This window comes from Paenibacillus sp. S-12 (assembly GCF_030363895.1).
GTDB lineage: Bacteria > Bacillota > Bacilli > Paenibacillales > Paenibacillaceae > Paenibacillus_B > Paenibacillus_B alvei.
On the sequence record NZ_JASIUF010000026.1, the window covers coordinates 87,631 to 108,499 of the forward strand.

15 protein-coding genes and 1 pseudogene are annotated in these 20,869 nt (G+C 46.2%); 11 read left to right on the plus strand and 5 right to left on the minus strand.

Annotated features, from left to right (window positions below; genetic code table 11):
- Positions 1-76: 76 nt before the first annotated feature.
- Positions 77-4,591, minus strand: coding sequence for a S8 family serine peptidase (locus NO352_RS23140; protein WP_278000242.1), 4,515 nt, complete (start codon positions 4,589-4,591; stop codon positions 77-79).
- Positions 4,592-5,115: 524 nt separating this feature from the next.
- Here NO352_RS23140 and NO352_RS23145 point away from each other — a divergent pair.
- The 3 genes and pseudogenes from NO352_RS23145 (at position 5,116) to NO352_RS23155 (ending at position 6,775) form a co-directional block, all read left to right on the plus strand.
- Entirely contained in the window at positions 5,116-5,628 is a 513-nt protein-coding gene (locus NO352_RS23145) for a GtrA family protein (RefSeq protein ID WP_268620538.1), read from the plus strand.
- Positions 5,528-5,770 (plus strand): annotated as a pseudogene (locus NO352_RS23150) (sugar phosphate nucleotidyltransferase); the annotation flags it as partial. The gene NO352_RS23145 and the pseudogene NO352_RS23150, both read left to right, overlap by 101 nt.
- 213 nt (positions 5,771-5,983) lie before the next feature.
- Positions 5,984-6,775: an exodeoxyribonuclease III gene (locus tag NO352_RS23155; RefSeq protein WP_268620539.1), complete on the plus strand. Its 792-nt coding sequence runs from the start codon at positions 5,984-5,986 to the stop codon at positions 6,773-6,775.
- 58 nt (positions 6,776-6,833) lie between these two features.
- Here the strand turns inward: NO352_RS23155 and NO352_RS23160 are convergent, their stop codons facing one another.
- Complete coding sequence (locus tag NO352_RS23160) at positions 6,834-7,598, minus strand: helix-turn-helix domain-containing protein (protein WP_268620540.1); 765 nt, start codon at positions 7,596-7,598, stop codon at positions 6,834-6,836.
- Positions 7,599-8,935: 1,337 nt separating this feature from the next.
- Here NO352_RS23160 and NO352_RS23165 point away from each other — a divergent pair.
- Positions 8,936-9,388 carry an SRPBCC family protein gene (locus tag NO352_RS23165; protein WP_289356869.1) on the plus strand — a complete coding sequence of 151 codons (453 nt, stop codon included), beginning with the start codon at positions 8,936-8,938 and terminating at the stop codon, positions 9,386-9,388.
- A 55-nt stretch (positions 9,389-9,443) separates the two neighbouring features.
- On the opposite strand, the gene NO352_RS23170 is transcribed toward NO352_RS23165, so the two are convergent.
- The gene (locus tag NO352_RS23170) at positions 9,444-10,220 is read right to left on the minus strand and encodes a YheC/YheD family protein (RefSeq protein ID WP_005543672.1); all 777 of its coding nucleotides are present in this window, start codon (positions 10,218-10,220) and stop codon (positions 9,444-9,446) included.
- Between the two features lie 134 nt (positions 10,221-10,354).
- On the opposite strand from NO352_RS23170, the gene NO352_RS23175 reads away from it, so the two are divergent.
- Positions 10,355-11,344 carry a CapA family protein gene (locus tag NO352_RS23175; RefSeq protein ID WP_289357000.1) on the plus strand — a complete coding sequence of 330 codons (990 nt, stop codon included), beginning with the start codon at positions 10,355-10,357 and terminating at the stop codon, positions 11,342-11,344.
- A gap of 80 nt (positions 11,345-11,424) precedes the next feature.
- On the opposite strand, the gene NO352_RS23180 is transcribed toward NO352_RS23175, so the two are convergent.
- Positions 11,425-13,239, minus strand: a complete 1,815-nt coding sequence (locus NO352_RS23180; RefSeq protein ID WP_289356870.1) for a helix-turn-helix transcriptional regulator — start codon at positions 13,237-13,239, stop codon at positions 11,425-11,427.
- Between the two features lie 329 nt (positions 13,240-13,568).
- On the opposite strand from NO352_RS23180, the gene NO352_RS23185 reads away from it, so the two are divergent.
- The 3 genes from NO352_RS23185 to NO352_RS23195 all read left to right on the plus strand — a co-directional run bounded on the left by NO352_RS23185 (position 13,569) and on the right by NO352_RS23195 (position 17,285).
- The gene (locus NO352_RS23185; protein ID WP_262866396.1) at positions 13,569-14,738 is read left to right on the plus strand and encodes a serine hydrolase domain-containing protein; all 1,170 of its coding nucleotides are present in this window, start codon (positions 13,569-13,571) and stop codon (positions 14,736-14,738) included.
- 29 nt (positions 14,739-14,767) lie between these two features.
- On the plus strand, positions 14,768-15,943 hold the full coding sequence (locus NO352_RS23190; RefSeq protein ID WP_289356871.1) for a serine hydrolase domain-containing protein: 1,176 nt from the start codon (positions 14,768-14,770) through the stop codon (positions 15,941-15,943).
- 163 nt (positions 15,944-16,106) lie between these two features.
- Positions 16,107-17,285 carry a serine hydrolase domain-containing protein gene (locus tag NO352_RS23195; RefSeq protein ID WP_289356872.1) on the plus strand — a complete coding sequence of 393 codons (1,179 nt, stop codon included), beginning with the start codon at positions 16,107-16,109 and terminating at the stop codon, positions 17,283-17,285.
- 154 nt (positions 17,286-17,439) lie between these two features.
- On the opposite strand, the gene NO352_RS23200 is transcribed toward NO352_RS23195, so the two are convergent.
- The gene (locus NO352_RS23200; RefSeq protein ID WP_005543654.1) at positions 17,440-17,856 is read right to left on the minus strand and encodes an Lrp/AsnC family transcriptional regulator; all 417 of its coding nucleotides are present in this window, start codon (positions 17,854-17,856) and stop codon (positions 17,440-17,442) included.
- 134 nt (positions 17,857-17,990) lie between these two features.
- Between NO352_RS23200 and NO352_RS23205 the strand changes: the two genes are divergently transcribed.
- The 3 genes from NO352_RS23205 to NO352_RS23215 all read left to right on the plus strand — a co-directional run bounded on the left by NO352_RS23205 (position 17,991) and on the right by NO352_RS23215 (position 20,753).
- Positions 17,991-18,749, plus strand: a complete 759-nt coding sequence (locus tag NO352_RS23205; RefSeq protein WP_005543652.1) for an MBL fold metallo-hydrolase — start codon at positions 17,991-17,993, stop codon at positions 18,747-18,749.
- Between the two features lie 191 nt (positions 18,750-18,940).
- Positions 18,941-19,684, plus strand: a complete 744-nt coding sequence (locus tag NO352_RS23210; RefSeq protein ID WP_289356873.1) for a response regulator transcription factor — start codon at positions 18,941-18,943, stop codon at positions 19,682-19,684.
- Positions 19,677-20,753: a sensor histidine kinase gene (locus NO352_RS23215; protein ID WP_289357001.1), complete on the plus strand. Its 1,077-nt coding sequence runs from the start codon at positions 19,677-19,679 to the stop codon at positions 20,751-20,753. The genes NO352_RS23210 and NO352_RS23215 overlap by 8 nt, the downstream gene beginning before the upstream one ends.
- Positions 20,754-20,869 lie beyond the last annotated feature (116 nt).

The window sequence follows — 20,869 nt, forward strand, 5'->3', positions numbered from 1 at the left end:
TATAAAATAGAAGAAAGAAGCAGAAATCCCGGAAATGATCGTGGGATTTCTGCTTCTTGTGTGTAAAAAACGTGGATTACAGCTCGTTCAATACGCGGAACAAAATGATAGCTGCTTGTGCACGAGTAGAAGTTCCAGCCGGATTGAATGTATTGTTGTCCGATCCTTTAATGAGTCCTTTGCTGACTGCATACGCAACGGCTGCCTTCGCATCTTGGGAGATGCGCGCTTCATCCTTGAACCCAAGCGATGCGTTCGATTGGGACAGGTCGGCCTTCAGGGCTTGTGCCAGCAAGACGACCATCTTCTCACGCGTGATCGGATTGCGTGCGCCAGGCTCAGCAATTCGCTGTTCCCATGTCTTTCCGCTGTTCGTCAAGCGATCAAGCAAGGAAGAGAACTCGGCTTGAGTAATAACATCGTTCGGCTTGAAGGTATCTAAGCTATCTTTGCCGCGCAGCAGCTCATGAGCGGCGATGACTTCGATTTCCTCCTTAGCCCAATGTGCAGCAATATCGCTAAATGTTCTTACATGCTCAGCAATTGTATAGGTACCAAATTGAGTCACTTCGAACGTAACAGACTTTTTATCGTCAGCCTTGGCTCCTGTCTGTACATAGCTCCAAGGAGGCGTCGTATCTTGCGTGCGAGCGTATATACCCGCTTTGCGGATATCTTTCGAAGCATCTGATAACTTCAGGGTGATTTCGAGCGTTACGCCCTTCGCGTCCTTAGGACCGCGGATTGTAATCATTGGTGTCGTGAAGGTCGCCTCGCCGCGCTCCTTGCTGAATCCTTTATCCTTATGATCGGATAGGGACACCACCAGCTCGAGTCCGTTCGTGCCGATAAGTTCAGTTAAGGACTTATTCGGAATGACAATGGCATAATCTGCTCCAGCCAGGTGCAGATCCTTGCCTGATTCTTGCAGCAGCTTAACTGTCGATTTATCTAGCGTGAACGCAACTTCGCCATATTCCTTCAAGCGAACATCGCTGATATCGAGTTGGACTTGCTTGGCATCTTTGTCCTTCAGCTGTTTTTGAACAGCGTCTGCCTGAATTTTGAACACGGCATTTACCGTACTATCCTTCTTCGTCTCCGTCAGCAACCCTGCTTTCAATTGCTTTCCTGATGGAGTCGGGGCAGTCAAGGCTGCGGAACCTCCTGATGAGGCAGGATAAGTCGGCGGCTCTGGCTTCGGATTTGGAACGGTTGGCTTGATGATTTCAATCTTAGGATACAAAATCGCACCTATTGGAACTGAATTACTGCTCTCATTAAGCAGCTTCACGGCCTCAAGCTTAAACTCATATGTTCCTTCTTGATTTCCAGTGAAGGTGAATGTTGCAAGATCACCTTCGCCTTCATAGGCGCCACCGCTTAGACTGATGCTATAGTTCAATGTCTTCAAGCCATCTTTTTCGGTTATTTCTTGATGAACAAGCAGTGGCGTATCTGGATAGTGTTTCTGTTGATAAGTGGCGAGCGTAACGCTTGGTTTCACATCCAGCAAAGTTAGCTTACTGTCATAAGTAAGACTGAATGAAGCGGAATAGACGGCTTCTGCAACAGAATAGTTGACCTTGACATCAAATGGACTTCCAGTGAATACTTTAGAACTGCTGCTGCCCGCATATACAATGTCCTTATTATCAAAAACAATATGTTCGGCAGGCTCAGTGAAACCATTTAAAGCAATGTCATATACGAATAAATAAAACTCGTTGTGACCTGGCTTCAAATTGACCGGTATCTCAAATGTTCCATCCTTGACGTTAATGGTACCGTCGAGTTGTTTTCTTGATTCATCAACTACAGCTGTGGCAATATACTGGTCGAAATCTCCAGGGTGTAGATCAATAAACAAATCCTTTGTAATTTTTCCTCGAATAATCCCCTTACCCGGATTCTCTCGATCAATGATAAGCGGGGGATCATTCAACGTGTATTCAGGTGCATGACGATCAATTACGAATTCTGCTGCCTGCTTGTCAAGCTTTTTGCCATTGACGAACGGTGCTAGCTCATAAGATCCATCTGGCAACGCAGCAACTTTTCCATCTTTCGTTACTGTTCCTCCCCATTTTCTTTCTCCATATATATCTGGAAGGTGAAGCTTGCCCTTGCTGTCATAGAAGTCCCCCATATATGTTCCGTATACAAGGTCTGTTACCGATAGTTTGAAGTCTTCCAGTGGTTGTGTTAAATCAAACGAAGCTAAAGCCGCTGCGGTTTCCTCAGCATTTCCGCCCGGTGATAAGTTTTTTGGTTTGACTGTTAGATTCGTAATTGAAGCAATTTCATACTGACCTCCAACGTACAAACTTACAGGCAAATGCAGTTGATGATTCGTAGTTTGCTCGGTTAGAGTAATGGTTCCTTCATAGTTGCCTTTAGCAGCATCTGGCGGGATTACCACCTGAACAGTAAAGCTCTCTTTCCCATTTGCAGGCACGGTTACTGAACTAGAGCTGAATTGCAGATCAATGCCGTTGCTTGTTCCGTTCCATATACTGCTTATCGTATAGGTTTGATTCTTATTGGCGATATCCTTCACGGTAATGTCTCGAGTATAAGTGCCTGATGGAACCAGTCCAAAAGATACGCTCCCGGTTTCATAGGAGATAGTTTGTCGATCCTTTGTTGCATTTGTAGTAGCCTGAACGAGCGCAATGGCTGTGGCCTCAATAGACTTATTGAGGTCTGCTCGACCAGCTCCTTGCTCGGTTATAGTATAAGAGGTATGATTGCGATCTTCTATCGGCAAGGCATTATTCATAAGGAGCGCCTTCAGCTCATCCCTTGCAATCTTGTGGTTGTATTTCTCCAGCAGCAAGGCAGCCGCGCCTGCGATATGAGGGGCAGCCATGCTGGTGCCTTGTGAATCTTGATAAGCATTCGTATAGTTCCCATCCCATGCTGGAACAGAGGAGCGTATTGCGACGCCTGGGGCAGTGATGTCTGGTTTAACGGTATAGTCTGGATAGATTGGCCCGCGGGAACTGAAATCCGCTAATAGATCCTTTTCTAGTATCGTATCAAAGGTGATTTTGGTAATTCCCTGCTCCAAGTTCTTTTTGAGGGCTTGTCCAGCGGACCGGGAAATTGTATAGGTAGGCGCGTAGGTGCCGGCTTCCTCAAGTTTAGCCCTCAGTTCACTCGACTCATTGTTGAAGATGATAACTGCTGCCGCACCAGCTTCGGTTGCATTTTTTGCTTTGTCATGAAAGCTGAGGTTGCCGCGCGAAACGAGCACCAGTTTGCCGGAAACGTTAATGTTTTTGTAATCCTCAGATGTGCCGAAGTTGGCGTATACCACATCGAATTCTTTGCCTTTTTCAGAGATTTCCGGAGCGTATTCAGCCAGTTGAGCATACAATAATGGTTGAATACCGTTGGCCTTGAAAAAAGACGTAATCATCGGAGGCGTGGAAGCACCTACGGATATAGGAAGATGAGCGCCACCTGGAGTGCCAATCGTTCCAGGCATTGGGCCATCGTTGCCTGCCGCTAATACAACGGTCACGCCTGCCAGTACCGCATTGTTAACGGCCACCGAATCAGCTGTATACGCGTTATTGAATGTTCCTCCGAGCGAGAGGTTGATGACGTCCATCTTGTCTGTTACCGCTCGGTCGATAGCTGCAATAATATTCTCAGTCGATCCACCTCCGTATGGGCCGAGCACCCGGTATACATATAAATCAGCACCTGGAGCTACCCCTCTGACCCAGCCGTTTTTACCGTTCGGATTGTTCGGATCACCCCGGCCGACAATTGTACCGGATACATGTGTACCGTGAGTTGTATGATATTCCTTGCCGTCTGGTCTTTTCGGCTTCGTCGAATCAGGGAGAGTTTCCATTGGATCATTGTCATTATCGACGAAGTCCCATCCGCCTTTAAATGCATCTTTTAAGCTTGGATGGCGATAATCGACCCCTGTATCTAGTACCCCAACCTTAATGCCGTTCCCTTTGACACCAATATCCCATAATTGGTTTGCACCGATGTGTGGAGCACTCTCATCCATTAGAGGTTTGTATACATACCCGTTGTCGACAGGCAATGTGTTGTACTCCAGGTTCGGATAAACAGCTTTTACATTAGGAAGCTTCGCAAGTTGATCCACTTCATTTGCTGGAATGCGTACGGAATATCCGTTGAACACTTTCGTGTACTCGCGATTGAATACAACATTTAATTTTTTTTTGGCTTGTGATTTGAAGGCAGTATGCTCTAAGCGAATTTTCCGTTCCTGATTACTGGCTGATGGTGCCAGGCTTTGACCTTGCTGAGCGGAGTGCAGAGCTACGGGGTCTGACTTTAATTCGACGATCACCGTTATTGGATTGTTGTTGTCGGATTGAGGGACGAGATTCCCTGTTTGAGTAGGAGCTAAAGAGTTTTGGAATTGATCAGAGAGTTGGAGCTGTGACGACAAACTCGATTCGATCTTTGGTGTGACTTGTTCTTGCGATTGAACATCTTGTGCATAAATGTGTGATGAGGTGGGGAATAGCATGGCGGCTACTAAAGCGATGCTAAGGATTCCCGCTAATTTTTTACGTATCGTATGTAGATTCAAGCTGTAGCCTCCCTTTAAATGATTGATGATGTTTTTGTGAACCTCCGGAATCTCTTATTCTACTAACCTCCTTAATTCAGTATTTGATTCCATATCATTCCAATAGGTGATAGTGAATATTGTAGCGCACACTTTATTTGAAAACATGGGTATTTAGTCCTAAATCATATTTTAGAAAGGCTATTAAGTAGGCTTAGAGTGATAGGAAATGTTGAGAAAATCAGAGTTTCGTTGTTAAACAGATCGGATTTCTCATTTTCAGCATATATTCAGCTAGCCCTCATATTTCGTTCAGTTCCGCTTAAGCCTGTGCTCAGCTAGCCCGGGTATGATGGTTGCTATCAGATGTCTTCGGGAAACGCGGGGCATCTTCGGCAATCTTTTAGAAGGGGAATCACGTCCATGGGTTCTATAAAAAGAAAATGATTTTTTCAGGCTCAGATCCGATTCTTACTATAGAGAAGCTGAAATTCAGGAAACACAAGACAATGAATAGAAGTCATATCAGGAGAGGAGAGAATGCCATGAGGGTCGATAAGCAAGCGGCGATTCAATTTATGCGCTACTGCCAAGTTGGATTTGCCAACACGATTGTAGATTTTTCCGTGTTCTATCTGCTTATCGCGGGGGAAGCATCGTATGTAATGGCGCAAGTTGCCTCCTCCGGTGCCGGAATGATCAATAGCTTTCTCCTCAATCGGAAATGGACGTTTCAAGTGTCGGATAAAATCAGGACACACGAAATCATGAAATTTGCGCTATTGAACGGAATCTCGATGCTGCTTTCCTCCGGTCTGTTGCTGATGCTGATTGACTGGAGCGGGCTTCCGCTATGGATCAACAAGCTGGCGGCTACGACAGGAGGGATGTTCGTGAATTATAGCGGCAGTCGATTTTGGGTATTTGCACATTATCAAGAGACAAGGAAGGAGGATAATGGCAATCAGGAAGGTTGTAATCCCCGCAGCCGGCATGGGAACCAGGTTCCTTCCAGCCACGAAGGCTCAGCCGAAAGAAATACTGCCGATTGTGGATAAGCCTGCTATTCAATATATTGTGAAAGAAGCCGTACAATCCGGCATTGAAAGCATTATTGTCGTAACCGGGTGGAATAAACGCTCGATTGAGGATTATTTCGATAACTCCTTCGGGTTGGAACAAACACTGTTAATTCAGGGAACGGGGAGACACGCGAGAAGAGCTGTCATAGCTGTTATCATATCTGCTGCATCTTACTGCAGAAGAAGAGATTAAGTTTTACTAGTTTGCATGAGGGACGAAGCGGGATCCAACCATCTCCTTGTCAGATCATTCTACTAGCCGTACTTTCTTATGTTACACTATTTAAGAGAGTATTAACGATTATTAGTTATGGCAAGGAGATATAGAACAATGAAGCTTATATCCTGGAATGTGAATGGCTTGCGGGCTTGTGTGAATAAAGGATTTTTGGACTATTTCCGAGAGATGGATGCGGATATCTTCTGTGTTCAAGAGACGAAGCTGCAGGAAGGACAGATTGACCTTGATCTCGGCGAGGAATATGAGCAGTATTGGAATTATGCGCTCAAGAAGGGGTATTCAGGCACAGCCGTATTTACGAAAAAGAAGCCCCTATCCGTACGCTATGGAATTGAGGAGAATGAGGAGCCGGAAGGCCGAATCCTTACACTTGAATTCGAATCTTTCTTCTTAGTCAATGTGTACACACCGAACTCGAAGCGTGATCTATCCCGTCTGGAAGAACGACTGGAGTGGGAAGAGCGATTCCGCTTCTATTTGCAGAAGCTGGATGCCTGCAAGCCAGTTATCGTGTGCGGAGACTTGAACGTTGCCCATCAAGAGATCGACTTGAAAAATCCGAAGTCGAACCATGGCAATTCCGGGTTCACCACCGAGGAGCGGGAGAAGATGACGATTTTGCAGGACGCGGGCTTCACGGATACATTCCGTCATTTCTATCCGGACCAAACGGATGCGTACACCTGGTGGTCATATATGCCGAAGGTACGCGAGCGGAATATCGGCTGGCGCATTGACTACTTCCTCGTATCTTCACGTTTGCGCGATTTTTTGGTGGATGCTCGTATTGACTCGAATATTTTAGGCAGTGACCATTGCCCAATTCACTTGATTATGAATGATTGTGATACGCCGCAGTCAGAGGACAAGGCGAAGGAATAGGATTGCATGACAAAGGCCGGGCTCCTTAGTGGATAAGGATATCCGGCCTTCCATATGTCTATCGCAGAATTCCCTTCATATATTCCTCAGGTGTAGCTCCAATAATAGCTTTGAAATCCTTAATGAAATGGGATTGATCGTAATAGCCAAGGTCTGCGGAGAGACCGAGTATATCCTCATAAATTCCATTGTCAATCAATTCTGCGGCATTTTGCAAGCGATAAAGTCGAATGACCCATTTGGGTGTTGCACCAACATACTGCTGGAACAGCCTTTGCAGCTTGCGCTTATTTACCTCGAATTGTTCACATATTTGATCGACCTTCGTAATTGAGCGATCTTCTTGAATGCGGCCAATAATCCGATTGAGATAAGCTACATTGCCATCTCTTGCGGGGAGATGTGCCTTGAAGAAAGTTTCGGCCACCGCGATCATGCCCTCATCCTCATCTTCTGACAACACCGCTTGTTCAAACTGCCTTATGTCGACTTGGAAGACTTCTTCAAATCGCATGGAGCGTCCTGTAATTTGCATGATGGGCTGTTTGACGAAGGGATAAAATCCTCCTGGCTTGAACTTGATACCGAGCACCTTCCCTTTCCCCTCAAGGCGTTGGGAATAGCGGTTCGGTGCAACACCGTAAATGGCTGTTTGATTGGGTTCAATGACAATATTAACGCATGGATTTGGGACGATTTCCTGTTCGAAGGGGGGCTGTCCGGTCAAATCCCAATGAATCACCCAGAAGTGTTTCATGACATCACATAAATCCCCAGAAGGACTATGGCGCGCAAGCGTGAATTTCTGTTCACCCTGCTTCATATTCAGAATGCCCATGCTGGGCTTAGAGGGAGCGGGTTGCATATGTACGATGGGAATCACTCCTGTGATCAAGATGGGTGGAGTCATTAAGTGAAACAGATGGAACCGCGCTTCCTTTTTTGACTAACATGATATAGCCATCGACAGATTGATGGTGAAAGTCTCAATATACTCTAGTGCCTTTGCTATACTCATAAAAAATCCCTCCAGCAGGAGGGGAAGGCAGGCCTAACCATTTTCATTTTCTAAAATAGAATACAACTAAAAAGGATATACGTATCATATATCTATGTGAATAAAAACCGCTGACCGGGCAAAGTCATGGCGTCTTTTTTCGTTCTTAAAAAGAATTCTAGCACTGCCTGCGAATCTAGTAAATGTTTTCCTGTTACTTATCCGTAGATTCGTCATCGTGCATACTACGAATAAAGGTTGTTACATACTTATTATTGCTGTCATAGATATACCTGTAGCCATCTATGCGCACTTGTATTGATCATTCGAAATGTCTTAGCTGTCTTCTCTTATCCCTTTGGTACTTTCATCTTTCAATCGTTGCTGCATTTTGTCTTGACCTTCTCAAAACCATAGCCTACCCTGGTTGCCTTATATGGGAGGATTTCTAGGAGCCTCGGCTCTTAAACTTCAGGACTTTGTAAGGTACTGGGAGGAAAAAATAGAACACAGAACGAATAGTTCCTTATATAAGCGGTAAATTGATTCCTACGAAAGCATTTGATTAAAGTCGGAAGTGTAGATAGACGAGTAGCCTATCTACATTACATGAAAATATCTTTGAAAATCGTAAAGCATAATAGATGAAAGGATTAGCGAATGAATACGTAGTGGCTTGGCGGAGTATATGTGGTAATAAACTTGAAATTAATGGGAGGAGAATATGGGGAATTTTTTTCAAAAACTACTTACAAGTAGTATCGCAAAGAAAACGATCACATAATATTGTAAATCTTGTCATCAATCTTGCCCTCATTATATTTTTTCTCTCATTTGGAATAACAAGAGGATATCTAAACAACGGATTCGTTTTAATATTTGTAATGTTTGTGTGCTCTGTGCTTCTTATGAAAATTTCGTTTGCACTTTACTGCCTAATAAAGAAAAAATCCCCTTAAGATACCTCCAAAGGGGATTTTTTATGATTAACTTAATTCAGCTAGTTCACGTCGCTGCTGTTCAGTCAAATAAACATCGCACGTAACTGAAATGTCGCGTTTTTACAATACAAGTATTAGGGCAATACCTATAATCATAGTAGCGGTAGGAGGAACTTACCGAATGTGCATGACGAGTATCATTTCAAAAGGGGGATATAACAAGTGGAGGCATTGAAGTATGAGTTTTATATTGGTGCATCACCGGAAGTAGTGTGGAATGTAATCGCATCTCCCGAGGGAACGCGCAAAATTTTCTTCGGCAGTGTTCTGAAATCTACCTTTGAAATCGGAGCTCCTTATCAGTATGTCGGCCCCGGCAATGATGGGGATGAGACGGTACATGTATATGGCCACATATTAGCTTATGAACCAAACAAAGTGTTGAGCTATACAGAGCATCCGGGTCCATCTTATCGAGAGAATCATGCGGAGTTGGAGACTAGAATTACCTTTTCCATTGATGAGGTAGGGGGCTGTACGAAATTGACGCTGGTCAATGACAATTGGACAGAAGGGCATCCTTCCTATGCGAGTACGAAGGAGCATTGGTGGATGATTCTGAGCAATATTAAGACACTGGCCGAAACAGGGAATACACTGGATTTTGGCTGGTAAAATCATATAGAGCAAGAGCGAGCCGACGTAATGTCGGCTCATTTCTTTTTGGGGCCTATGATACAGATTCATTTTCTTGGTACAGTTTCTCAATACAGTCCCAACATATTTTTTCAGGCTTCATATTGACCTCGATAATCCAAGGCTTCAGTCGCTGATCAAGTCCGATATCAATGCCTAGAAGCTTCACTCCCGGATATTTGCTTTCGATTTTTTCGCTTGCACGAACCCCGATACGATCTATTTGCTCTTTCACATTACGCAGACTTACCCAGTTCGTATGAGAGGACAGCAGCTTCTCAATCGATACAGGACTTCCACCGCTGCGGATGTTCGTAACGATTTTGTTCGATTGGGCTACACGTCCTAAGATGCCTTCATTTTTCCAGCTTTCGTCTTCTTGCTTCTTCACCATAATTCGCAGATCGAAGGGGCGATCCTCCCAGTGCAGTAAGTCAATACCCTGCTGCACGATATACTTTTTGCTTGTTTTCTTGGAGAGAATGAAGGAATACAATCGTTCTTTCGAGTGAAAGGTATGCTGCTTCGTTCCGCGATGAACATGGAACTGCTCCGTTTCAGATGAATCACTGGACTTAGTTACCTTCATGACTCCTTCGCCAAAGGCGCCTTGATTGGGTTTCACATAGACAGATGGATATAACGACAGCATAAAAAACAACGATTCCTTATCCAGCTTCATCGTCTCCGGCAAATGTCCGCGCAGTTCATTGTCCTTCATTAATTCCGTATGATGCTCCAATTTAGGGCCCTTAGGTTTAACGACAGAATGAGTGACAGATGCACTCTTTCTCTTTCTTCGGCTTTTCATGAAATCGTCTCCTTGCCATATGTTTACCTTATCCTATTCGTGTGGTGAAGAACTTGCTTTTCAAGTCTCTGCTTTTTTTACACATTGTTCGAATGCGGAATACACTATGGGCAAGGAGGATGAATGCTTTGGAAATGATTCGAATTGCAGCTGTAGGGGATCTTTTGATGAAAAGTGAGATTATTGGCTCTGTGAAGGAAGATGATGGCTATCGGTTCGAGCCTATTTTCGAACAGGTTGCGCCCTATTTTCAGGAGCATGATCTTACAATCGGCAATTTGGAAACGACATTTTCAGGAACCAACTGGCATGATGAGGGTATTTTAAAGCGGCCAGACAGCAATCGGTGGATAGAGAAAAGGCATACGAAAACGAGATATCCTATATTCAGCTGCCCGGATGAGTTGGCGCCTGCACTGCAGCATTCGGGCTTCGACCTGCTCACGACAGCGAACAATCACTGTATGGATGGCGGAATTAAGGGGCTTGTACGGACACTCGACGTATTAGATAGGCATGGGCTGCAACATACCGGTACTTTTCGCACGCGCGGGGAAGCGAATAACAGGCTGATACTAACCGTAAAAGGGATTAAACTTGGAATTGCCGCGTATACGCAAGGAACCAATTCCATTCCCGTGCCGAATCCATGGCAGGTCAGTCGCCTGAATCGGAAGAAGCTGTTTGCAGATGTGCGCGAGTTGAGAAAGAGTGCGGATATCGTGATCGTTTGTTTGCATTTTGGACGGGAATACCGCACCTCTCCTACACCGAGCCAACGCAGGCTGATGTCTCTGCTATTTCGTCAGGGAGTGAACATCGTGCTGGGTGCGCATCCCCATGTGCTCCATCCTGTGACTTCGGCCAGAACGAAGGACATTTACGGACAAACAAGGCTGCGTGTGGCAGCTTCGTCTTTAGGCAATTTTTTGACAACACGGCTGAAGAAGGAGCCGAAGACGCTGCAAGGCATGATTCTGTCTCTCACGATAACGAGAGATAAAAGAGGAACAGCGGACATTACGAAAATCGACCGGATCAAGACTTCCGTGCAACGCTATGAGGAACAAGGACGAACAGTGTTCAAAGTCGTTCCGGAACGGCCATGGCGCCAAGAGCATTAATGGATTTGCAGCAATGGGAAGGGATAAGGATCACGCACTTTCCCCTCCCTTCTATTCCTTCGTTCCTCTAAGTAGAGGCCTTAACTTAAATTCTCCAGTTTCCCCTTCAGTACGGCTTCTTCCCGATTGCTAACCTGTAGCTTGGAATAGAGAACCGAGCAATAATTCCGCACCGTGCCTTCGCTTAAAAACAATCTCTCCGCTATAGACTTGTAACGCAAGCCCAACGATAGATGCTGCAAAATTTGCTGTTCACGCTGTGTAAGTCCGTATGGATCGTCCTGAATACGACTTGCGCCATTTTCCATTTTGCTCGACTTCAATTGCTTCATGCCTGCAAATACTTGCTCCGCAATGCCCTCTGCAATCCATGTCCCGCCATTATTTATTAATTTGATGGCCTCGGTCAGTTCTCTAGGATGGACAGACTTCAGCATATAGCCGTTGGCTCCGCGCTTAAGGGCCGTTATCGCTTGCTCGACGTCTGAAAAAGTGGTTAGGATCGCGACTTTCAAGTCTGGCCATGACTGCTTCATCGTTTGCAGTGCGCTAATCCCGTCCATTTCCGGCATTTTTACATCCATAAGCACGAGATCCGGGTTGAGCCGTTCGCATTGTTCAAGTGCAGCGCGGCCATTGGAGGCTGTTCCAACCACCTCGAATTCAGGGTGCTTGATCAATAAATCTTGCAAGCTATGCAAGATCAATTCCTGATCGTCTACGACAAGGATTCGGATTGCGGCATTGGAGGTTGGCATGTTAAGCGGTACCGAACACACGACAACCGTGCCTTCCTGAGGACGTGAATGAATAGATAAATTGCCGCCTAGTGCGAGCAAACGCTCTTTCATTCCCGACAGTCCATAGCCGTGTTGTACCTGCTCCATCCCTTGCCCATTGTCCTCAATATGTAAACGGAGCCATTCTTCATCGTAAAATAGCGAAATATCAATGGAGGTAGCCTGCCCGTGACGTGCAGCATTCGTCAAGGCTTCTTGCAAGCACCGATATAGGCAGTAACTAACGTGCTTCGTTACAGGAGACTCTGTTCCCAACATACGGAGCTTTACCTTGATGCCTGTTGATGTATAGAAGTCGTTCGACAGCTGGTTTATCGATTCGCTTAGGGTTCCATCCATCTGATCCGGAGACAGATCATGCAGATGTTTGCGAATATCATCGAGCCCTTTGCGAGCCCGCACTATAATTTCCCCATATTGATCGCTGTGTGGTTCAGGAATAGCGGGACGTATCGATTCCAATCCCATAATGATGGATGTTAACGTGTGCCCGATTGTATCATGGAGTTCGTGGGACAGTCTGCTCCGCTCCTCGATCAGAGTAAGCTGCTCTACTTGGGTTACATGATGTTCGAGGACGCGATTCTGCTCTTGAATGATTAGGCTTTGCTTATGAGTGAGTGCCAATAATTGGAAAGCGAAGCCTAGAAAGTATGCCAACCCGTTGTTCGGCAAGTACTGTAGCATAATCACATCCATTGCTGAATTCGTGACCATGCCGATACCGAAGGGAATACAGATCACGACCAGGGGAGCGGTCCACCACAGCCAATTTTGGCTGCTTAAGAAGCCGAATACAAAGGCAGCCATAAGGAACTGCCAAGAGGTTAAAGGCAAGTAGGCACTTATCCAAATGCTAGAAACCCCACAAAGCACGATTTCTGCAAGCATATACCATTGCCTTCCGAAGCGTTGCAGCAGCGGAAGAGGATAGACGAACAAGGCTAGCGCACAGAGCATCCACACCGCGTGAGGGAATTCTTCACGGAATGCTAGTATGATGACTGACGCGCTGAACAGCCAATAGATTCGAGTGACCAGAATCGCCCAATCGTACCACGCCCGCTGTTTCGTCCACGGTATTGCTATATTCAATGTCAGCACCTCATTTCATATCCAGATAAATTCTGCAATGTATTGATAACAGTTATGACGACGTTCAAGAGGCAACTACGTCATTCATTTGGTTAGATTTAATAGCGAATAGGACGCTTGGTGCATCATGACATTATGTCATATGAGACCGTGTCGTCCCCCATTAAGGTGTTGTTGTTAAAAAATTGGATCATAATGACATTTCATCACTACGAAATGTGACATTATTCAGATAGTTTGGAGTTAAGTCGCGGACATACAGCTTGCTAAATTCACCTGAGTGTACGGTACATGCCGTGATTTAGAAGAAAAGAATAGGAGCGGATTCTATGTTATTTCGAAAATGCTTGTTAGCGAGCTTTGCTATGTTGCTTGGAGGGGCCATGCTGCTGAATACTCCGGCAGCTCGTGCAAGTAATCAAGCGGCACAACAAAATCAAGCACCCCATGTGTTAAACGAGAAGTATACGGGCGTCAAAAAAGCGATGGACGAGCTTGTGGGGGGTAAGAAGGTTCCCGGAGTCCTTGCACAGGTTGTAAAGAATGGAGAGGTGTGGTCCTATGGAGCGGGCCAGGCAAGTATTTATAGTGATCGGAAGATGGATCCAGAGTTCCATTTCCGAATCGGCAGCATCACGAAGACGTTCGTCGCAACTGTAATGCTTCAATTGGCGGAGGAGAAGAAATTAAGTTTGGATGATTCTGTGGAGAAATGGCTTCCAGGCGTGGTTCAAGGCAATGGACACAACGGGAACAACATCACGATTCGGCAGCTGCTGAATCATACGAGCGGCATCGGAGAGTATACATCGCTAGACTTCGTAAATCGGGCGGTGGAGAATCCTTATCGTACGTATTCAGCAGATGAATTGATTCGGCTTGGCATGGAGCAGAAGCCGCAGTTCGAGCCCGGTAAGAAATGGAGCTACACCAATACGAACTATGTATTGGCAGGGGCCATTATCCAAAAGGTTACAGGTAAAACGTACAGCGACAATATCGAAGAACGAATTATTAACAAATTAGGCTTGAAGGGAACCTCCGTTGCAGGCGCGCAATCCTCTTTGCCGGATCCGCATGCACGGGGATATGTCGAATTGGAAGACAAGCAGTACATTGACATTACGGAACTGAATCCTTCCTTGACGAGCGCAGCGGGCGACATGATTTCGACTGCCAAGGATTTAAATGTATTTTTCAGTGCACTGCTAGGTGGAAAGCTGCTGTCACAAGAATCGCTAAAACAAATGCTGGATGGTGTAGAGACCCCTTTTGGACGGTATGGATTGGGGATTTACGAAATAACGAAGCGCGCGGATGGAGAGTCAGTGTGGGGCCATAGCGGTGGCATTCATGGATTCCGTTCACTAAGCGGGGGGACAGTTGGCGGAAAATTCGTCATGAGCGCCAACACCAATTTGCTGAAGATTGGAATATCCACTCCAGATCCATTCGCTGAAATCTTCCGTGCAGCGTTTCATGGTATCGACAAGCCGTAATTATTAAAAAAATAATTAGGAGGGTTTCTATGTTGTTTCGAAAATGCTTGTTGGCGAGTTTTGCTATGCTGCTAGGAGGGGCCATGCTGCTGAATACTCCGGCAGCTCGTGCAAGTAATCAAGCGATACAACAAAACCAAGCACCCCATGTGTTAAATGAAATGCATGCAGGCATCAAAAAAGCGATAGACGAGCTCGTGAAGCGTAAGGAGGTTCCCGGTGTTCTTGCACAGGTTGTAAAGGAAGGTAAGGTGTGGTCCTATGGAGCGGGACAGGCAAGTATTCATAGTGATCGCAAGATGGATCCAGAGTTCCATTTCCGAATCGGCAGCATCACGAAGACGTTCGTCGCAACTGTAATGCTTCAATTGGCGGAGGAGAAGAAATTAAGTCTGGATGATTCTGTGGAAAAATGGCTTCCGGGCGTGGTTCAAGGCAATGGATACAACGGGAACAAGATCACAATTCGGCAGCTGCTTAATCATACGAGCGGCATTGCCAGTTATACAACGGAAGATTTCGCAAAGCGGACAGTAGTAGAGAATCCTTATCGTACGTATTCAGCAGATGAATTGATTCGGCTTGGTCTGGAGCAGAAGCCGCTGTTCGAGCCCGGCAAGGGATGGAGCTATTCCAACACGGGTTATGTATTGGCGGGGGCCATTATCCAGAAGGTAACAGGTAAAACGTACAGCAACAATATCGAAGAACGAATTATTCACAAATTAGGCTTGAAAGGAACCTCCGTTGCAGGCGCGCAATCCTCTTTGCCGGATCCGCATGCACGGGGATATGTTGAATTGGAAGATAAGCAGTATATTGACATCACGGAGATGAATCCATCCTGGGCCAATGCAGCGGGCGACATGATTTCGACTGTCAAGGATTTGAATGTATTTTTTAGTGCACTGCTAGGTGGAAAGCTGCTGTCACAGGAATCGCTGGCACAAATGCTGGATGGTGTGGAGACCCCTTTAGGGCGGCCGTACGGATTGGGGATTGTCGAATTAACGAAGCGCGCGGATGGTGAATCGGTGTGGGGCCATAGCGGTGGCATTCATGGATTCCATTCACAAAGCGGGGGGACAGTTGGCGGAAATTTCGTTCTGAGCGCTAACATCAATACGCTGGAGGTTGGAATATCCACTTCAAATCCTTATGTTGAAATCTTCCGTGCAGCCTTTAGTGGTATCGACAAGCCGTAGAGTATTTATTGCAATGTTCATCAATTGAAACGAAGTTCCATCACTACGAAATATGACATTATTCAGATAGTTTGGAGTTAAGTCGCGGACATACAGCTTGCTAAATTCACCTGAGTGTACAGTACATGCCGTGATTTAGAAGAAAAGAATAGGAGCGGATTCTATGTTATTTCGAAAATGCTTATTGGCGAGTTTTGCTGTACTGATAGGAGGATCTATGCTGCTGAATGCCCCGGCAGCTCAAGCACAAGGAGAAAGTAATCAAGCAGCCCAACAAACCCAAGCGCATATGTTAGACGAGAAGCATTCGGGCGTCAAAAAGGCGATGGACGAGCTTGTGGAGGGTAAGAAGGTTCCCGGTGTCCTTGCACAGGTTGTAAAGGATGGTAAGGTGTGGTCCTATGGAGCGGGCCAGGCAAGTATTTATAGTGATCGCAAGATGGAGCCTGAATTCCATTATCGAATCGGCAGCATCACGAAGACGTTCGTCGCAACTGTAATGCTTCAATTGGCGGAGGAGAAGAAATTAAGTCTGGATGATTCTGTGGAAAAGTGGCTTCCAGGCGTGGTTCAAGGGAATGGATATGATGGGAGCAACATTACGATTCGTCAGCTGCTGAATCATACGAGCGGCATTGCCAACTTTACAACGGAAGACTTCATTAAGCGGATCGTAGTAGACCAGCCTTATCGAACGTATTCCGCGGATGAATTGATTCGGCTTGGCTTGGAGCAGAAGCCGCTATTCGAGCCCGGCAAGGGATGGAGCTACTCCAATACGAACTATGTATTGGCAGGAGTTATTATCCAGAAGGTTACGGGTAAAACGTACGGCGAAAATATCGAGGCACGCATTATTGCAAAATTGGGGTTGAAAAGTACCTCCGTTCCAGGCACGCTGTCCTCTTTGCCAGATCCACATGCACGGGGATATATCACATTGGAAGGCAGAGGATACGTCGACATCACGGAGCTCAACCCTTCATGGGGGAACGCAGCTGGCGACATGATTTCGACCGCCAAGGATCTGAATGCGTTTTTCAGTGCGTTGCTAGGAGGAAAGCTGTTGTCAAAAGAATCGCTGACACAAATGCTGGATGGTGTGGAGAGCCCTATCGGCCGGTATGGTTTGGGCATTTATGAAGTAACGAAGCGTGCGAATGGAGAGTCGGTGTGGGGCCACAGCGGGGGCATTCATGGATTCGGTTCGCAAAGCGGGGGGACGCTTGACGGCAAGCACGTCATGAGTGCTAACGTCAATATACTTCAGTTTGCAGGATCCAAGACTAATCCCCATGATGAAATCTTTCGTGCCGAATTTAATGGTGCCGATAAGCCGTAAATAATCATTGTCATGTCCGACAAAGGGACAAAGAATACAGCCGTCTTAAAGACGGCTGTATTCTTTATGTTACGATCAGCATTGGCGGAAGGAGGTTAGAATGTCTGGCTATTTTTGACGTTGAATGATGGGTTGAAGTTTGGTGAGATTCTACTTAAGGGTTTTTCTTAATGACGATGGACAGCTTGTAATTCGCATATTGATTCAATTCCACGAGAAACGCATCTAGTTCCTCATTGGAGGGGAAGCGGCACTCCATCAGATAGCAGCATTCGCCGCTAATTTTATAATTATGCAGAACATAGGTCTGCTGTGTCTCGGCAAACGACAGGAATGGCCGATGATCCGGCTGTTTCGTATAAATTTGGATAAACGCTTGTACAGGATAACCGGCCTTGGCTTGATTCAGTTGAATCGTATACCGCTCAATAATGCCTTCGTCCTCAAGCTTTTGCACCCGATTCGCTGTTGCTTGGCCTGTCATATGAATTTTCTGACCGAGCTCCTTCATGGATATTCGAGCGTTGCGGGACAATTCCTCGATAATGTGTTGGTCAGTAGAATCAAGCATCGTAACAACCTCTTTCATAAATCAAGTAAATGGGGGATAACTCTTGATTCAGCATATGTCTAACTTTCTTCCTTCATATTATCCTATACGCAGGACGAGAAAAAGAGAATTGCTGCCATAGGAGGAATATAAAAATGAAAATTACCCAAATTCGCAACGCTACGCTGATTGTGGAATACGGAGGTCAAAGATTGCTGGTTGATCCGTTTTTAGCTCCTAAGGAGACCTATCCTGCATTTCCGAATACCCCACATGGAGAACTAAATAATCCGCTAGTTGATCTGCCGATGAATATAGAAGAAATCATTCAGGCGGATGCCGTCATTATAACGCATCTTCATCTTGATCATTTTGATGATACAGCCAAATCGACGCTGCCGAAGGAAATTCACATTATTGCTCAAAATGAGCAGGATGCTCAAGCGATTCGTGATGTAGGGTTCTATCATGTCGAGGCGATGAATGATCATACCTCCATAGGTGAAGTTCGTTTGCAGCGTACAGTTGGCCGGCATGGCACTGGAGAAATTGGAGAGCGGATGGGTACGGTATCCGGCTTCGTTCTGTCGCATTCGGAAGAGGAGACCTTATATGTCGCGGGGGATACGATATGGTGCGATGAGGTGGACGCGGCGATCCAGCAGCATCGCCCTGAGGTCATTGTTGTTAACGGAGGTGCAGCACAGTTCCTGATAGGCGACCCAATCCTTATGACGAAGGAGGATATTTATCGGACGCATCAGGCAGCGCCAGAGTCTATCCTTATTTCATCTCATATGGAGGCAGTGAATCACTGTCTGCTGTCGAGACAGGAGCTGCGCAGCTTTGCTCAAGAGAAAGGGATTGCAGATCAAATTATCGTTCCCGATGATGGTCAGGTCATAAAGTTGTGATGTCTACGATGGTGTTATTGTGCGAGATTGAGAATTAATAGGGGAATTTCATGCTACAGAAGCTGCCGACTGGTTCGGCAGCCTTTTCGATTTCTATACGGAAAATGGCGAAGGTGGTATCATTTTTATTGTCTATTTAGGTTAGGTAAGAAGTTTACTTGTTGGTACCGTTTACGGGAGGGATTGCATATATGTACCGCATCTTGATAGTAGAAGACGATGAGAAGATCGCCTCCGTCATACAAAGAAATTTAGAAAAATATCATTTTGAAGCATTGTGCGCTTCACATTTTCGAGATTTGATGTCCGAACTGACCGCTTTCGATCCTCATTTGGTACTGCTCGATATTAATTTGCCGTATTTTGACGGCTATTATTGGTGCAGGCAGATACGCGCCCGATCCAATCTGCCGATCATGTTCATTTCGGCGAGAGAAGGGGAGATGGATCAAGTAATGGCAATTGAGAATGGCGGCGATGACTATATTACAAAGCCAATCATGCTCGATTTGCTGGTTGCCAAGGTGCGCAGTGTGCTGCGCAGAGTATATGGGGATTATGCCGCCGTCTCCGAGCTTCCCCCGCCGCCGGAGGCGGACATAGTCGCGGAAGGACTAATATTAAGTCTTAGCCGCAACGAGCTTATATGGCAGCAGAGGAAAATCGGGGTTACGAAGAACGAGCAGCTATTGGCCGAATGCCTGCTCGTACATTGTGGTACTGCCGTGACCCGAGATCAGCTGCTGGAAGCGCTCTGGGACGATACTCAATTCGTGGACGACAATACATTGACGGTAAACGTGAAGAGACTGCGCAATAAGCTAGGAGAGCTTGGTTTGCCGGATGCAATTCGCACGGTTAGAGGGATAGGATATAAGCTGGTGCTCGGCGAGGAAAGCGAGGGATCGAAGGAGGAGCATAATCTTGATGAATAAATACCCCATAGTGTTTGTTCGTGACCGGCTGCTGTATCTGCTTGCAAGCGCTCTAATCATTGGGCTTGGAACCAGCCTGATGCTGCTGAAGCAGGCGCGCTATCCGGAAGCGATGGATGACGGTACGATCGTCTACTTCATCGTGCTTTCACTATTATTTGTAGTCCTATGGCTAGTCGTAGATTACATTCGGCAGAAAAACTATTACAAGGAACTGATGCAAGCATGCACAGATTCCGGCGACGTGAATGCAGCCATACTCGTTCAATCCCCCATCACAAGGGAGCAGATGCTCGTTGCGGATGTGCTGGAGCGCCAACATCGTATCTATTTGAATGAGCTTGGAGCCTACCGCCGCCAGCAGGAGATGCATAATCATTTCGTGCTTCAATGGGTGCATCAGATGAAAACTCCGATATCTGCGGCGGACATGCTGTGCCAGGAGGCGATGCAGCAGATTCCGATATCCAAGGGGGGGAAGAGGCAGCTTGCCGCAAGCATTCAGGAGGAAACGGATCGCATGTCCCGCAGCTTGGAGCTGCTGTTGTATACAGCACGACTCGATAAGTTCGAAATGGATCTCCATATACGGAGAATACCTCTGCATGATCTTGTTCGTTCGGTGGTGAACGGACATAAGCGTCTCTGCATTCGCCATTCTACCTTTCCGCTTATCGAGGGTGAGGCTTGGGTGGAAACGGATGAAAAGTGGATGCGTGTCGTACTGAGTCAGTTCGTCAGCAATGCAATCAAATACAGTAAGAGCAAGCCGGGCGCGAAGCAGCTCCACTTCCGCATCATGAATGACGATAAAGGGGAGTGCCGCCTAAGTATAACGGATGAGGGAACCGGAATTCCGCCGCATGATCTTCCTCGCATATTCGATCCATTCTTCACGGGGGAGAATGGAAGGGCGCTTGGGGAATCGACGGGAATGGGACTATATGTAGCCAAGGAAGTTTGCGGCCGGTTAGGCCATAAATTGTCGGTATCTTCAGAGCTTCATGGAGGGACAACGATGACGGTGACGTTTCAAGCAAGGGGCATCCATTTACTTGAGCGGCGCTGATTGCCGTTCAACTCATTCTCGCAAGGTGACAATCTTGTAAGGTTGCCGAGCGCCGCAATGTCACCTAAATCGATGGGATGCATACGGTTAGCAGGGATATACTTGCGTTGTTGTGA